Origin of the sequence: Streptococcus sp. 3613, assembly GCF_013277375.1 — a bacterium.
In the GTDB taxonomy this organism is placed as follows: domain Bacteria; phylum Bacillota; class Bacilli; order Lactobacillales; family Streptococcaceae; genus Streptococcus; species Streptococcus pseudopneumoniae.
The window spans coordinates 55,021-69,336 of the sequence record NZ_VMMV01000027.1 but is presented as its reverse complement, the minus strand read 5'-3'; the positions used below and the strand labels follow the sequence as shown (position 1 = coordinate 69,336).

15 protein-coding genes and 1 pseudogene are annotated in these 14,316 nt (G+C 38.5%); 11 read left to right on the top strand and 5 right to left on the bottom strand.

Going from position 1 to position 14,316, the window contains the following annotated elements:
* Positions 1 to 155: 155 nt before the first annotated feature.
* The 11 genes and pseudogenes from HT708_RS03485 to HT708_RS03435 all read left to right on the top strand — a co-directional run bounded on the left by HT708_RS03485 (position 156) and on the right by HT708_RS03435 (position 7,719).
* Positions 156 to 794: an adenylate kinase gene (locus HT708_RS03485; RefSeq protein ID WP_001050436.1), complete on the top strand. Its 639-nt coding sequence runs from the start codon at positions 156 to 158 to the stop codon at positions 792 to 794.
* A gap of 116 nt (positions 795 to 910) precedes the next feature.
* Positions 911 to 1,129 (top strand): translation initiation factor IF-1, encoded by a 219-nt coding sequence (gene infA / locus HT708_RS03480; protein ID WP_001029883.1) that lies wholly within the window; start codon positions 911 to 913, stop codon positions 1,127 to 1,129.
* Between the two features lie 24 nt (positions 1,130 to 1,153).
* The gene (gene rpmJ / locus HT708_RS03475) at positions 1,154 to 1,270 is read left to right on the top strand and encodes a 50S ribosomal protein L36 (RefSeq protein WP_001808836.1); all 117 of its coding nucleotides are present in this window, start codon (positions 1,154 to 1,156) and stop codon (positions 1,268 to 1,270) included.
* 17 nt (positions 1,271 to 1,287) lie between these two features.
* Positions 1,288 to 1,653, top strand: a complete 366-nt coding sequence (rpsM, locus tag HT708_RS03470) for a 30S ribosomal protein S13 (protein ID WP_000090781.1) — start codon at positions 1,288 to 1,290, stop codon at positions 1,651 to 1,653.
* Positions 1,654 to 1,670: 17 nt separating this feature from the next.
* Positions 1,671 to 2,054: a 30S ribosomal protein S11 gene (gene rpsK / locus HT708_RS03465; protein ID WP_001118385.1), complete on the top strand. Its 384-nt coding sequence runs from the start codon at positions 1,671 to 1,673 to the stop codon at positions 2,052 to 2,054.
* A 42-nt stretch (positions 2,055 to 2,096) separates the two neighbouring features.
* Positions 2,097 to 3,032 carry a DNA-directed RNA polymerase subunit alpha gene (locus HT708_RS03460; RefSeq protein ID WP_000568988.1) on the top strand — a complete coding sequence of 312 codons (936 nt, stop codon included), beginning with the start codon at positions 2,097 to 2,099 and terminating at the stop codon, positions 3,030 to 3,032.
* A gap of 11 nt (positions 3,033 to 3,043) precedes the next feature.
* A complete protein-coding gene (rplQ, locus tag HT708_RS03455) occupies positions 3,044 to 3,430 on the top strand; it encodes a 50S ribosomal protein L17 (protein ID WP_000331493.1) in 387 nt (128 codons plus the stop codon).
* A gap of 264 nt (positions 3,431 to 3,694) precedes the next feature.
* A complete protein-coding gene (locus HT708_RS03450) occupies positions 3,695 to 3,961 on the top strand; it encodes an ACT domain-containing protein (protein WP_050207599.1) in 267 nt (88 codons plus the stop codon).
* A gap of 9 nt (positions 3,962 to 3,970) precedes the next feature.
* Complete coding sequence (locus HT708_RS03445) at positions 3,971 to 5,308, top strand: PFL family protein (RefSeq protein WP_050207598.1); 1,338 nt, start codon at positions 3,971 to 3,973, stop codon at positions 5,306 to 5,308.
* 17 nt (positions 5,309 to 5,325) lie between these two features.
* Positions 5,326 to 6,794 (top strand): annotated as a pseudogene (locus tag HT708_RS03440) (N-acetylmuramoyl-L-alanine amidase family protein).
* Positions 6,795 to 7,026: 232 nt separating this feature from the next.
* Positions 7,027 to 7,719 (top strand): histidine phosphatase family protein, encoded by a 693-nt coding sequence (locus HT708_RS03435; protein ID WP_000241534.1) that lies wholly within the window; start codon positions 7,027 to 7,029, stop codon positions 7,717 to 7,719.
* Positions 7,720 to 7,906: 187 nt separating this feature from the next.
* Here HT708_RS03435 and HT708_RS03430 read toward each other — a convergent pair whose 3' ends face one another.
* The 5 genes from HT708_RS03430 to HT708_RS03410 all read right to left on the bottom strand — a co-directional run bounded on the left by HT708_RS03430 (position 7,907) and on the right by HT708_RS03410 (position 14,232).
* On the bottom strand, positions 7,907 to 9,565 hold the full coding sequence (locus HT708_RS03430; RefSeq protein WP_000440015.1) for an iron ABC transporter permease: 1,659 nt from the start codon (positions 9,563 to 9,565) through the stop codon (positions 7,907 to 7,909).
* Positions 9,555 to 10,646: an ABC transporter ATP-binding protein gene (locus HT708_RS03425; RefSeq protein WP_001289692.1), complete on the bottom strand. Its 1,092-nt coding sequence runs from the start codon at positions 10,644 to 10,646 to the stop codon at positions 9,555 to 9,557. Before HT708_RS03425 ends, HT708_RS03430 begins: the two co-directional genes overlap by 11 nt.
* 12 nt (positions 10,647 to 10,658) lie before the next feature.
* Complete coding sequence (locus HT708_RS03420; protein ID WP_166736642.1) at positions 10,659 to 11,705, bottom strand: ABC transporter substrate-binding protein; 1,047 nt, start codon at positions 11,703 to 11,705, stop codon at positions 10,659 to 10,661.
* Positions 11,706 to 11,816: 111 nt separating this feature from the next.
* On the bottom strand, positions 11,817 to 12,590 hold the full coding sequence (locus tag HT708_RS03415) for a response regulator (protein WP_166736643.1): 774 nt from the start codon (positions 12,588 to 12,590) through the stop codon (positions 11,817 to 11,819).
* On the bottom strand, positions 12,583 to 14,232 hold the full coding sequence (locus HT708_RS03410) for a histidine kinase (protein ID WP_166736644.1): 1,650 nt from the start codon (positions 14,230 to 14,232) through the stop codon (positions 12,583 to 12,585). Before HT708_RS03410 ends, HT708_RS03415 begins: the two co-directional genes overlap by 8 nt.
* Between the last annotated feature and the right edge of the window lie 84 nt (positions 14,233 to 14,316).

Below are 14,316 nucleotides of genomic sequence, written 5' to 3'. Positions count from 1 at the left end.
GATTTTCATTGAGTATGAAGCAGTAAATGCTGAGGGAGTGGAGGTTTAAACTCTGACATTTGTAAGAGTTGGATCTCCCCTCTTCTATTTTGTTTTTAAATAGGGGTGAAAAGACTTTTTGCTTCTATTTAAAAATAAAATAAGGAGATCAAATCATGAATCTTTTGATTATGGGCTTACCTGGTGCAGGTAAGGGAACTCAAGCAGCAAAAATCGTAGAACAATTCCATGTTGCACATATCTCAACAGGTGATATGTTCCGCGCTGCAATGGCAAATCAAACTGAAATGGGTGTTCTTGCTAAGTCATATATTGACAAGGGTGAATTAGTTCCTGATGAAGTTACAAATGGAATCGTAAAAGAACGTCTTTCACAAGATGATATTAAAGAAACAGGATTCTTGTTGGATGGTTACCCACGTACAATCGAACAAGCTCATGCCTTGGACAAAACATTGGCTGAACTTGGCATTGAACTAGAAGGCGTCATCAATATTGAAGTGAATCCAGATAGCCTCTTGGAACGTTTGAGTGGTCGTATCATCCACCGCGTAACTGGAGAAACTTTCCACAAGGTCTTTAACCCACCAGTTGACTATAAAGAAGAAGATTACTACCAACGTGAAGATGATAAACCTGAGACAGTAAAACGTCGATTGGACGTTAATATTGCTCAAGGAGAACCAATCATTGCTCACTACCGTGCCAAAGGTTTGGTTCATGACATCGAAGGTAATCAAGATATCAATGATGTCTTCTCAGATATCGAAAAAGTATTGACAAATTTGAAATAAAGCGCTTTTCACACTTGCAAAAATCCGCTACAAATGTTATACTGAGATAGTCTGACTTATAATTGTTGTCTCTGTGTCTAGAGGCATCGAATCGAAATTTATGGAGGTGCTTTTGCGTGGCAAAAGACGATGTGATTGAAGTTGAAGGCAAAGTAGTTGATACAATGCCGAATGCAATGTTTACGGTTGAACTTGAAAATGGACATCAGATTTTAGCAACAGTTTCTGGTAAAATTCGTAAAAACTATATTCGTATTTTAGCGGGAGATCGTGTTACTGTCGAAATGAGTCCATATGACTTGACACGTGGACGTATCACTTACCGCTTTAAATAATCGAAAAACTTGGAGGGATAAGAAATGAAAGTAAGACCATCGGTCAAACCAATTTGCGAATACTGTAAAGTTATTCGTCGTAATGGTCGTGTTATGGTAATTTGCCCAGCAAATCCAAAACACAAACAACGTCAAGGATAAGATAGAAAGGAGAAAACATGGCTCGTATTGCTGGAGTTGACATTCCAAATGACAAACGCGTAGTAATCTCATTGACTTATGTTTATGGTATCGGACTTGCAACATCTAAGAAAATTTTGGCTGCTGCTGGAATCTCAGAAGATGTTCGTGTACGTGATCTTACATCAGATCAAGAAGATGCTATCCGTCGTGAAGTGGATGCAATCAAAGTTGAAGGTGACCTTCGTCGTGAAGTAAACTTGAACATCAAACGTTTGATGGAAATCGGTTCATACCGTGGTATCCGTCATCGTCGTGGACTTCCTGTCCGTGGACAAAACACTAAAAACAACGCTCGCACTCGTAAAGGTAAAGCTGTTGCGATTGCTGGTAAGAAAAAATAATATAGGAGGTAAAAGTCTTGGCTAAACCAACACGTAAACGTCGTGTGAAAAAGAATATCGAATCTGGTATTGCTCATATTCACGCTACATTTAATAACACTATTGTTATGATTACTGATGTGCATGGTAATGCAATTGCTTGGTCATCAGCTGGTGCTCTTGGTTTCAAAGGTTCTCGTAAATCTACACCATTCGCTGCTCAAATGGCTTCTGAAGCTGCTGCTAAATCTGCACAAGAACACGGTCTTAAATCAGTTGAAGTTACTGTAAAAGGTCCAGGTTCTGGTCGTGAGTCAGCTATTCGTGCGCTTGCTGCCGCTGGTCTTGAAGTAACAGCAATTCGTGATGTGACTCCAGTGCCACACAATGGTGCTCGTCCTCCAAAACGTCGCCGTGTATAATCATCGCATTACACTGCTTTTCGTTTAAGAGGGAGTAACTAAATGATCGAGTTTGAAAAACCAAATATAACAAAAATTGATGAAAATAAAGATTATGGCAAGTTTGTAATCGAACCACTTGAACGTGGCTACGGTACAACTCTTGGTAACTCTCTTCGTCGTGTACTTCTAGCTTCTCTACCAGGAGCAGCTGTGACATCTATCAATATTGATGGTGTGTTACATGAGTTTGACACAGTTCCAGGTGTTCGTGAAGACGTGATGCAAATCATTCTGAACATTAAAGGAATTGCAGTGAAATCGTACGTTGAAGACGAAAAAATCATCGAACTAGATGTTGAAGGTCCTGCTGAAGTAACAGCTGGTGACATTTTGACAGATAGCGATATTGAAATTGTAAATCCAGATCATTATCTCTTTACAATCGGTGAAGGTTCTTCCCTAAAAGCGACTATGACTGTTAACAGTGGTCGTGGATATGTACCTGCTGATGAAAATAAAAAGGATAATGCACCAGTTGGAACACTTGCTGTAGATTCTATTTATACACCAGTTACAAAAGTCAACTATCAAGTGGAACCTGCTCGTGTAGGTAGCAATGATGGATTTGACAAACTAACCCTTGAAATCTTGACAAATGGAACAATTATTCCAGAAGATGCTTTAGGGCTTTCAGCACGTATTTTGACAGAACATCTTGATTTGTTTACAAATCTTACTGAGATTGCTAAGTCAACTGAAGTGATGAAAGAAGCTGATACTGAATCTGACGATCGTATTTTGGATCGTACGATTGAGGAACTGGACTTGTCTGTGCGTTCATACAACTGTTTGAAACGTGCCGGTATCAATACTGTGCATGATTTGACAGAAAAATCTGAAGCAGAGATGATGAAAGTACGAAATCTTGGACGCAAGAGTTTGGAAGAAGTGAAACTCAAACTCATTGATTTGGGTCTTGGATTAAAAGATAAATAAAGGAGGAATACATGGCTTACCGTAAACTAGGACGCACTAGCTCACAACGTAAAGCAATGCTTCGCGATTTGACAACTGACCTTTTGATCAACGAATCAATCGTGACAACTGAAGCTCGTGCTAAAGAAATCCGTAAAACTGTTGAAAAAATGATTACTCTAGGTAAACGTGGTGATTTGCATGCACGTCGTCAAGCAGCTGCTTTCGTACGTAATGAAATCGCATCTGAAAACTATGATGAAGCAACTGATAAGTACACTTCTACTACAGCACTTCAAAAATTGTTCTCAGAAATCGCACCTCGTTATGCTGAACGTAACGGTGGATACACTCGTATCCTTAAAACTGAACCACGTCGTGGTGATGCAGCGCCAATGGCGATCATCGAATTAGTATAAAATCATCAATTTTGTTGAGTGTTATGATGATGGAGTCTTGTGCTCTTAGTCTAGCTCTGGTCTACCGCTAGGATTTCGGTCCTAGCGGGAACACTCATCATAAGTTGGGATAGTAGACGCTTGTTTACGAAATTGTTTTTTGCTTAAGAACAACTTCGTAAGCAGGCGTTTTTGAGTATTTTCGTTAGAATTATGCTATACTATTTGAAAAGAATCCTGTTTAATGTTCAGGTTTCTTATTTTAAGAAGAATTGGAGTTTGCTTATGAAAGCGATTATAACTGTTGTCGGTAAAGATAAATCTGGAATTGTTGCAGGTGTTTCTGGTAAAATTGCAGAATTGGGTTTGAATATTGATGATATCTCTCAAACTGTTTTGGATGAATATTTCACGATGATGGCTGTTGTATCTAGTGATGAAAAGCAGGATTTTACTTATCTGCGAAATGAGTTTGAAACTTTTGGGCAAATTTTGAATGTGAAAATCAATATTCAGAGTGCAGCGATTTTCGAAGCTATGTATAATATCTAGGAGGTGCATATGGATATTAGACAAGTTACTGAAACTATCTCCATGATTGAGGAGCAAAACTTCGATATCAGAACCATTACCATGGGGATTTCCCTTTTGGACTGTATCGATCCAGATATCAATCGTGCTGCAGAGAAAATTTATCGAAAGATTACGAGCAAGGCCGCTAATTTAGTGGCTGTTGGTGATGAAATTGCGGCTGAGTTGGGAATCCCTATCGTTAATAAGCGTGTATCGGTGACTCCTATTTCTCTGATTGGAGCAGCGACAGATGCGACGGACTACGTGGTTCTGGCAAAAGCGCTTGATAAGGCTGCGAAAGAGATTGGAGTGGACTTTATTGGTGGTTTCTCTGCCTTGGTACAAAAAGGTTATCAAAAGGGAGATGAGATTCTCATCAATTCTATTCCTCGTGCTTTGGCTGAAACGGACAAGGTATGCTCGTCAGTCAATATCGGCTCAACCAAGTCTGGTATCAATATGACGGCTGTCGCAGATATGGGACGTGTTATCAAGGAAACGGCAACTCTATCTGATATGGGGGCAGCTAAGTTGGTTGTATTCGCTAATGCTGTTGAGGACAATCCATTTATGGCGGGTGCCTTCCATGGTGTTGGGGAGGCAGATGTTATCATCAATGTCGGAGTTTCTGGTCCTGGTGTGGTGAAACGTGCCCTGGAAAAAGTTCGTGGAGAGAGCTTTGATGTAGTAGCAGAAACGGTCAAGAAGACTGCCTTTAAAATCACTCGGATCGGTCAATTGGTTGGTCAAATGGCCAGTGAGAGACTGGGTGTGGAGTTTGGTATTGTGGACTTGAGTTTGGCGCCAACTCCTGCGGTTGGAGATTCTGTTGCACGTGTCCTTGAAGAAATGGGGCTAGAAACAGTTGGTACGCATGGAACGACGGCTGCCTTGGCTCTCTTGAATGACCAAGTTAAAAAGGGTGGAGTGATGGCCTGCAACCAAGTCGGTGGTTTGTCTGGTGCCTTTATTCCTGTTTCCGAGGATGAGGGAATGATTGCTGCAGTGCAAAATGGCTCTCTTAATTTGGAAAAACTAGAAGCTATGACGGCTATCTGTTCTGTTGGTTTGGATATGATTGCCATCCCAGAAGATACACCTGTTGAAACCATTGCGGCTATGATTGCGGATGAGGCTGCAATTGGTGTCATTAACATGAAAACAACAGCTGTTCGTATCATTCCAAAAGGAAAAGAAGGCGATATGATTGAGTTTGGTGGCCTATTAGGAACTGCACCTGTTATGAAAGTCAATGGAGCTTCGTCTGTTGATTTCATCTCTCGTGGAGGACAAATCCCAGCACCAATTCATAGTTTTAAAAATTAAGAAAATAGGAGAAATTCATGAAAAAAGAAATGAAACATGCTTTAGTAGCTTTAGGACTGTCGACTTCACTAGTCCCAACTTTTGCTAGTCAAGTAGTTTATGCGCAAGAAAATGATATTGATTCTAGTAATGAGAGTTTTTACAAAACACGGGCAGATTTAAAGAGTGCAGTTAGAAATTATTCTGAACAAGTAAAGAAAAAAATATTAAAAGAAATTGATGATATTGATTGGTATACTGTACAATTTAAAGAGGTTGATGTTTTAAAACTCAAGAATGCCATAGTTAAAAAATAGATGAGGTGATAGAGGAGAGAGAGGAAAATATAAATAGATTTTCAAAAAGAGATCATTACTATTCGTCTGACATAGAAGGAACTATTAATAGAATGAAAGGTGATATGCCTAACTCTTTAGAATATGTTTTTGATATTGCTAGAATAAAAAAATTTGACTTACTACTTCAGCAAGTAGAAAAAGATAGTAATTTATACTCATCTGTTGAGAAGGAAAAACTAATTAGCGATTTAAAAAGTTTTTACGGACCATTAACAGGCTGGTCGTTACCTCGGTCTCGTCATTTTGGCGATGATGAGCCATACAATGATAGTAACTTAACATTAAAAGAGTATGTTCAAAAATTATCAACTTTTTATAACAAAGTTGATAAATGGAGCCCTAGTTTAATTCCTACGGAAAAAAATATCAGAGAAATTAATGCTGTTGCTTTCATGGAGAAGACAGCCATTAGTAATGATGATACACTTTCAAAAGCAGATAAAGTTTCTATGTTTAGTAAGATTGATGATATAGTTGAAGAGGGGATACACAAAATCAGGAAAGAAGCAGGTCTTGTATATAAGGAAGAGACTGTAAGACACATGTTATCCCCTGAAGAGTTATCTGTCTTTACTAAGCGTATCGAAGATGTTTACCAAGGAAAAGCTAAGCCTAAGGTGACAAAAGAAGAGGCTATTCAAGCAGTTTCTACTGGAACTTCATCCTCAGTTTCAACTTCATCTCAAGCTATTATTACCTCTAATGGAGAGACTAAGAAAAATCATCAAGCAAGTAAGTGGTTTAAAGAGTCTGGCAAATGGTACTATAATGACCTTTCTGGCAATCTTGTAAGAAACCGTTGGGTAGGCCGTTATTATCTAAAATCAGATGCTTCAATGGCTGCAAGTGAATGGATTTATGATGAAGACTATAAGAGCTGGTTTTATGTAGATTCAACTGGTAGTTATGTGGAGAAAGCTTGGCAGGGAGAATACTACCTAAAACGTGGCGGTTACATGGCTAAGAGTGAGTGGGTATTTGATTCTCAGTATGATAGTTGGTATTATCTGAACCAAGATGGTAAGTACGCTCGTAATCAATGGATTAAAGACGGAGATAAGTGGTATTACTTGTTAGCTGATGGGAAATTGGCAAAAAATATGACCATTAACGGCTATAAAGTAAATGAAAAAGGTGAATGGGTATAATTTTTTAAGCTCTATTTAAGGTTAGCTGTGTATACTATAATCATTAAATAAAGACCTCCTAATATTATTTGAAACAGATAATACTGATTTAGTTTGAATTTGATTTTCATCTAATATCTTTATTTAATAGAACTCCTAAACTTTTTCATAATAATCTCCTGCAAAAGTCACCTGTCTGGGTGGCTTTTGTTTTATCATCCATGATATAATAGAAGCAAACGGAGGACGGAAAATGGTAAAAGTACGATTGTATTTGGTACGTCATGGCAAGACCATGTTTAACACGATTGGTCGCGCGCAAGGTTGGAGTGATACTCCCTTAACAGCTGAAGGTGAGCTAGGAATTCAAGAATTAGGAATCGGTTTGCGAGAATCTGGTCTACAGTTTGAGCGCGCTTATTCCAGTGATTCTGGTCGCACCATTCAGACTATGGGAATTATACTTGAGGAGCTTGGACTGCAAGGGAAAATCCCTTATCGCATGGACAAGCGTATCAGAGAATGGTGTTTTGGTAGCTTTGATGGAGCCTACGATGGCGATCTTTTCATGGGCATTATTCCTCGTATCTTTAATGTGGACCACGTTCACCAATTATCTTATGCGGAACTGGCTGAGGGCTTGGTAGAGGTTGATACAGCTGGTTGGGCTGAAGGATGGGAAAAACTCAGTGGTCGAATCAAGGAAGGTTTTGAAGCGATTGCCAAAGAAATGGAAGAACAAGGCGGGGGCAACGCCCTTGTCGTCAGCCATGGAATGACCATTGGAACCATTGTTTATCTGATCAATGGTATGCATCCGCATGGCCTCGATAATGGTAGCGTGACGATCCTTGAATATGAGAACGGCCAGTTTAGCGTAGAGGTTGTTGGTGACTGTAGTTACCGAGAGCTAGGATGGGAGAAGATGGAAGCGACCTCTATTTAATACTCTTCGAAAATCTCTTCAAACCGCGTCAACGTAGTCTTGTCGTAGATATGGTTACTGACNNTTTGATTTTCATTGAGTATAATCAGTCTAGACTTGCTTGCTATGAACTAGGGATTTGATAGGAATATCAAGATAAGAAAAAACAGCTGAGGGTAATCCTTTCGGCTGTTTTTGATGGGGGAAACTAAAGTGTAATGCTGTTGCTTTTAGAGATTTTCATAAACAAGAGCAAGGAACCTACTGTTAGAATAGTCAAGATAGTTGACAAGGCTGCGGCTACACCGTAATTCCCTCTGAGAACCTCTGTATAAATGGCTACAGTCATTGTTCTTGTTTTGACATTGTAGAGGAGGATAGAAGTAGAGAGTTCTGAAATCATTGTGACCCAAGATAAGATGGCTCCAGAAATAATACCAGATAGCATCATTGGAGTTGTAATCTTGGCAAAGGTATTGAGACGACTACTTCCTAAGCTTTCCGCGGCTTCTTCAATACTTGGTGCTATTTGTTGCAAACTAGCAACAGATGAGCGAATAGTATAAGGTAATCTTCTGACAGATAGGGACATAATCAAGATGAAAGCAGTTCCTGTAATCATAAGAAATCCACTTCCAAATAGGCCAGTATTGAAGGAAGAAATGAAGGCAATCCCTAGAACGGTTCCTGGTACAATATAAGGGACCATACTGAGGCTGTCAATTAAGTTTGTAAATAAATTCCGTTTTCTAACGGCTAGGTAGGAGATAAATGTTGCAAATAGGACAACTAGAACTAAGGCAATCAAAGGGATACGAATAGTATTGAAAATAGCAGATCCCATACGATTGAAAGCTACCTTGTAACTGTTTAGAGAATAGCCTTTGACAAATACCATACCTGATGTTTTTAGGAAAGAAGTATAAATCAAGTAGACTTGAGGTAGAACAGAGAACAAGATAATTCCGTAGACTGTTGCATAAATGGCAACCATTTTTCCTTTTGTGGTTTTTTTAGGCTCAATTGGATGGAGCGAATTCATACTGAAACTGTAGCGGTTTGAAATGTATTTTTGGATAAGGAAGATTGCCAAGGCAATGATAATCGCCATAATTGCTAAAGCAGATGCAAAAGCAGAATTTCCTCCAACCTCGCTAATAAATTGAGTATAAATCAAGACGGGGAAAGTCCGATATCCTTCACCAATCAACATAGGCGTTCCAAAGTCTGAGAATGCTCTCATAAATACAAGTAGGGCAGCAGCTAGTAAGGTTGGAACTAGGAGAGGCAAAACAACCGTTACGATACGCTTAAATCCGAAGGAACCCATGCTTTCAGCAGCTTCAAGTAGAGAATTGTCAATACTTTTCATTGTCCCAGCAACGTATAGAAATACCAGTGGGAATAGTTGCAGTGTAAAGACAAGTACAATTCCTTTGAATCCATAAATATCGATAGCTGGAAGATGAAGGGTATTTGTCAGGAATTTAGTAATGACCCCATTTCGTCCTAGCAAGAGAATCCAGGAGTAGGCTCCCACGAAAGGAGCTGACATGGAAGCAATGATAATCAATATTTGTAGAAATTTCTTTCCCTTGAAGTCATACATAGAGAAGAGATAAGCTAATAGGGTTCCTACAACTAAGGAAGTGACAGTAGCGGTAATGGAAACCTTGAAACTGTTGACGAGTGTCTCAGAGTAGTAGGCTTTACTAAAGAAAGTGACAAAATTAGCTAGTGAGAATTGTCCTTCATGTATGAGTGCTTGCTTGAGCACGGTAACGATAGGATAAACGAGAAAGACAAGATAAGTAAGAAAGATGAAGAAAGAGGAGGCTGTCCAAATATTTAGTTTTTTACGTTCCATGGTTGACTCCTTTTATCAGGTTTTGTGAACCATCTGCAGAAAAGACGTTTAATTTTTGAGTATTGATTCGTAGACGAATACGATCGCCTTTTTGTAGATCTTCTTCAAAAGTTGATTCTTCGCTAACTTGAATTTTTGAGGCAAATCCTGTTTCGATGAAGTATTCAGTATTCAGTCCAAGATAGACGCTATCGCTAATAGTGCCTTCAATATCTCCAGATTCATCTTTGATAAACTCTTCAGGACGAATACTTACATGAATAGCTTGTGCTTCAGCCTGATCAAGGGCTGGCATTCGAAGAGCATAGCCATCTGAAAAGACGATATAAGCGCCGTCGCTCCGTTTTTCAAGATTGGCAGGGATGATATTTGTGCGTCCGATAAAGGTTGCTACAAACTCATTAGCTGGTTTATGATAGAGTTCTTTTGGCCGACCGATTTGTTGGATGACTCCGTCTTTCATAACAGCAATTTGATCTGAAATAGCCATGGCTTCTTCTTGGTCGTGGGTTACATAGACGGTTGTAATTCCCACTTCGTGTTGGATTTCTCGAATGGCTTGACGCATATCCAAGCGAAGTTTGGCATCCAGATTACTAAGTGGCTCGTCCATGAGGAGAACACTTGGATTAACCGCTAAGGCACGTGCCAAGGCGACACGTTGTTGCTGTCCACCACTGAGTTTATCGGGCTTCCGATCCGCATATTGAGCAATTTGCATGAGTTCAAGATACTTGTTGGTCTGTTGTATCAATTCTTCTTTAGGGACTTTCTTTTGCTTGAGACCAAAAGCAACATTATCTCGGACAGTCAAATGTGGGAAAATAGCGTAGTTTTGGAAAACCATTCCGATATTGCGTTTGCTGGGTTCCATATTATTGATTTTTGTATCATCGAAGTAAAATTCTCCACCTTCGATACTGTTGAAACCTGCAATCATACGAAGAAGGGTCGTTTTCCCACACCCTGAAGGTCCAAGAAGGGTAAAGAGACTTCCTTTTGGAATTGTAATGTTCAAATTCTCAATAACAGGGACATCGTGATAGATTTTTTTGGCGTTAATAATTTTGATCTCACTCATAGTGAACCTCTTTTACTGTTTAGATTGGATATCTGTAAAGACTTCGTTGTATTTCTTAACAATATCTGATTTATTCTTGATGACATAATCATAATCTTCAGTGAGTGTTTTGATTTTGTCAATTGGTTTCATATTTTCGCTTGTTTTAGCATTTTTACGAACAGGACGGTTAGTAGTGGTTGTACCAAGTGTATCTTGTACTTCTTGAGAGATAATAAAATCGATAAATTTCTTGGCATTTTCCATATTTTTCGCTTTTTTAACGATAGCAGCACTAGCAGGTAGGAAGACGGTTCCTTCTTTTGGATAGACTACCTTAATGTTAGCTCCGTCATTTAAGAGTTTAACTGCTGGATCTTCATAAGAGAGACCAACAGCCATTTCTCCGTCAGCGACTGCCTTATAGACACCAGATGAACTTGAACCGATTTTCCCATCAATAAGTGTGAAGAGATCTTTTACATAAGACCAAGCCTTATCATCTTTGTAACCACCTTGAGCTTGTAGCATATTTGTTAATTGAGCAAAGGCGCTAGAAGAGTTTGCTGGGTCAGCAGTTGCGATTTTTCCTTTTAGTTCAGGTTTGAGAAGGTCGCTATATCCTTCAATGTTCATGCCTTTCGTTAAATCAGGATTGACGATTAAAACACTACCATCTAGTGTATAAGGAGTAGAGTAGCCAGTTGTGTTTTGATATTCTTTGATAACATTATCATTTTCTTTTGAAGTATAGTTTTCAAAGAGTTCTCCGTGGGTAGCATATTGTGTATAAGAACCACCAAAGATGACATCAGCTACAGGAGCTTCTTTTTCTGACTCTAGTTTTTTGAAAAGTTCTCCAGTACCAGCTTGAATCAGTTCTACTTTGATACCATATTTTTCTTCAAAGGCAGGAATAGTTGCTCCAATTAAGCCCTCTGAGTTTGGTGAATAAACGACTAGCGAATCGCCGTCTCCTTTATCAGATGAACCGCCATCGGCAGATTCATTAGAAGAACAAGCAGCAAGACCAAAAAGAGCTAGTCCGCAAGCAGCATAATACATCCATTTCTTTTTCATGATGGATACCTCCGTTGTGTTATTTAAGTTTATTTTAAAACAGTGTAAGCGTTTTTAAAACCGACAATTCTATTCTATTAGAGTAAAATTCTCTACAAAAAGAAGAATAGCTTATTTTACTATTCTTCCGAGTGATTTCAATTCCTTTGGGGAAATATGGAGGTACTTTTTAAATACTTTGGCAAAATATTTATAGTCTGAAAATCCAACTTGGTCAGAAATGTCGCTTAGAGGGGAGTTGGGAGATTCAGCCATCTTATCTATAGCTTGTTTCAGACGATATTGTAAGATATATTCATTTAGAGTCATGGGGAAGTCTTCTTTGATAACTTTATATAGATAGCTTTCGCTATAGCTTAAAGCTTCAGCAATAGTCGCAATCGTAAAATGCTCTGCATAATGCTTGTGGACAAAGGAAATAATTTGTTGAATGATTTGGTTTTGTGTATCAACCTGTTGGATAGAGGTGAGTAAAGTTTGATATTCTTCTAAAAAAGGAGTTTCTTGATAGGTGCTACCTTGTAATCGCAAAACAATGTTTTGAAGACATTCTGTCAATTCCTTGGTGTCAATTGGTTTGGATAAGAAATCCACTGCTCCATATTGCATGGCTTTTTTGGCATTTTGAAAATCGTTATAACCTGATAAGATAACTTTTTCATAGGGGAGGGTACGAGTGGCTTCGAACATCATAAAAGCATCCATAATTGGCATTGTGATGTCTGTTAAGACAATATGAGGTTCTTTTTCTTGGATGAGTTTCATTCCCTCTTGACCGTGACTGGCAGTTCCTACGACTTGGATACCTAAGGCAGAGTAGTCTACGGCAATCTCTAGCCATTTTCGGATGAGGTGTTCGTCTTCTACGATAATGAGCTTAAACATGAGTTAGTCCTTTCGTTACAAATTTGACCCAAGTTTCTCCTTGGCGATTGACTCCTAGATCTAGCTGGACATCAGAAAAGAAATTGCTCAATCGTTTGTAGCTGTTCACGATGCCATGCTGGGTATGAGGGCTTTCTAAAGAGTCTAAAATAGCGAGTCGCTCTTGTTTGGTGAGTCCTCCAGCATTATCTTTGACTAAAAAAGTTAGAGAATCTGCTTCCAAGGTAATTTGGATATCAATATGAAGATCAATACGGTATTGCATCCCATATTTTATAGCATTTTCTACTAGAGGAAGCAAGAAAAGTTTAGGAATAGGTTGATTATCAACAGTTTCTGGGCAGACAATATCATAAGAAAAGTGCTCAAAACGAATCTTATGAATCATCAGGTAATCCTCTATAATCTTTAAATCCTGACAAATGGTTGTTTCTTTTTCTAAATCGGTGATACTGTAGCGAAGAATGCGCGTGAGATTTTGAATCAGGTCTTGTGTGAGGGCGGCATCCATTAAAGAAGTAATTTTAATTGTCTCAAGTGTATTGTAGAGAAAATGAGGATTGAACTGAGCTTCCAGCATTTTTCTTTCAAAAATCCACTTTTCTTTTTCTATAGTTAGCATTTTTTGATGAAGTTGATCTAATTCATACAACATATTGTTGATTTTTTCTGCCATAAACTCAAACTCATCACCTGTTTGTAGAGAAAGCCTTTTTTCTGCTTGTTTAGGAATTTCTTGAAGTTGGTAAACCAAACTTTCAATAGGAACAGCATTGTGTGTAGCAATCTTATGAGCAATTCGTCTTGCTTGCCAGAAGTAGAGGAAGAATATACATAAGGTGAGAATGGAGGCTAGGCCGAGTAAGCTAGGAATAGGAAAAAAGGATTGAAAAGTATAGATTGAAAAAATAGCACCAACTTTTTCTTTTTGAACAATAAGCGGTTCATTCGCATACCAGTGGGTGCGAGAGTGTAGGAGTTTTTCATCCAATTTTTCAAGAGTGGAACGAGTAAACTGATTTGTATTGTTGGAAAACATATTTCCAAAGCTATCGGTAATGATGTATTTGGAATTGATCATTGGGAAACTTGAAATGAAATCATTCTCATTTACGAAAGCAATAGTATAGGCCTTAACTCGTTGGTTTTGAAGTAGTGGTTTGATAAAGAGTGTGTAATGTTGCTTATCTGAAGAGAGTGCAATTTTTTCTGTCACTTTTTCTTGAGAAGGATTTTGAATGAGCAGTTTTAGATAGTAGGGTGATAAAATACTTTCTTGATGATTTCGATTGGTACTAAATAGTAATTCACCTGTATCGTTTAGAATAATGAGGTCAGAACTAAGCTTCAATCTAGCTTTTGTCTCGTAAAATAAGCTAAAGACTTCTCTCTCTGTGTGTTTGCCGTCCAAAAATTCAGGAATCATTTTATGGTTCATAGTAGTCAGGAGCTCATTATTTGCTTCTTTCATTTCTTGAACCTGTTTGACAATCTGTCTCGTATCTTTGGAGAGTTGCTGCTTTTGTAAAAAATAGGAAAAACCAAAAAGTAAAATGAGTAGTAAAAGAGAGGTCACAAAGGCTGCGATAGAGCTTCTATGGAGAATTTCTTTTTGGAGCGATTTTTTAAAGGAATGAGACATCTGCTACCTCCTTGGAAGGGTTTTCTGTTATAAGTATAGCAGTTTAAAAATTTTAGAGCAAGGTAAAATAGAAAAGTATAGAAT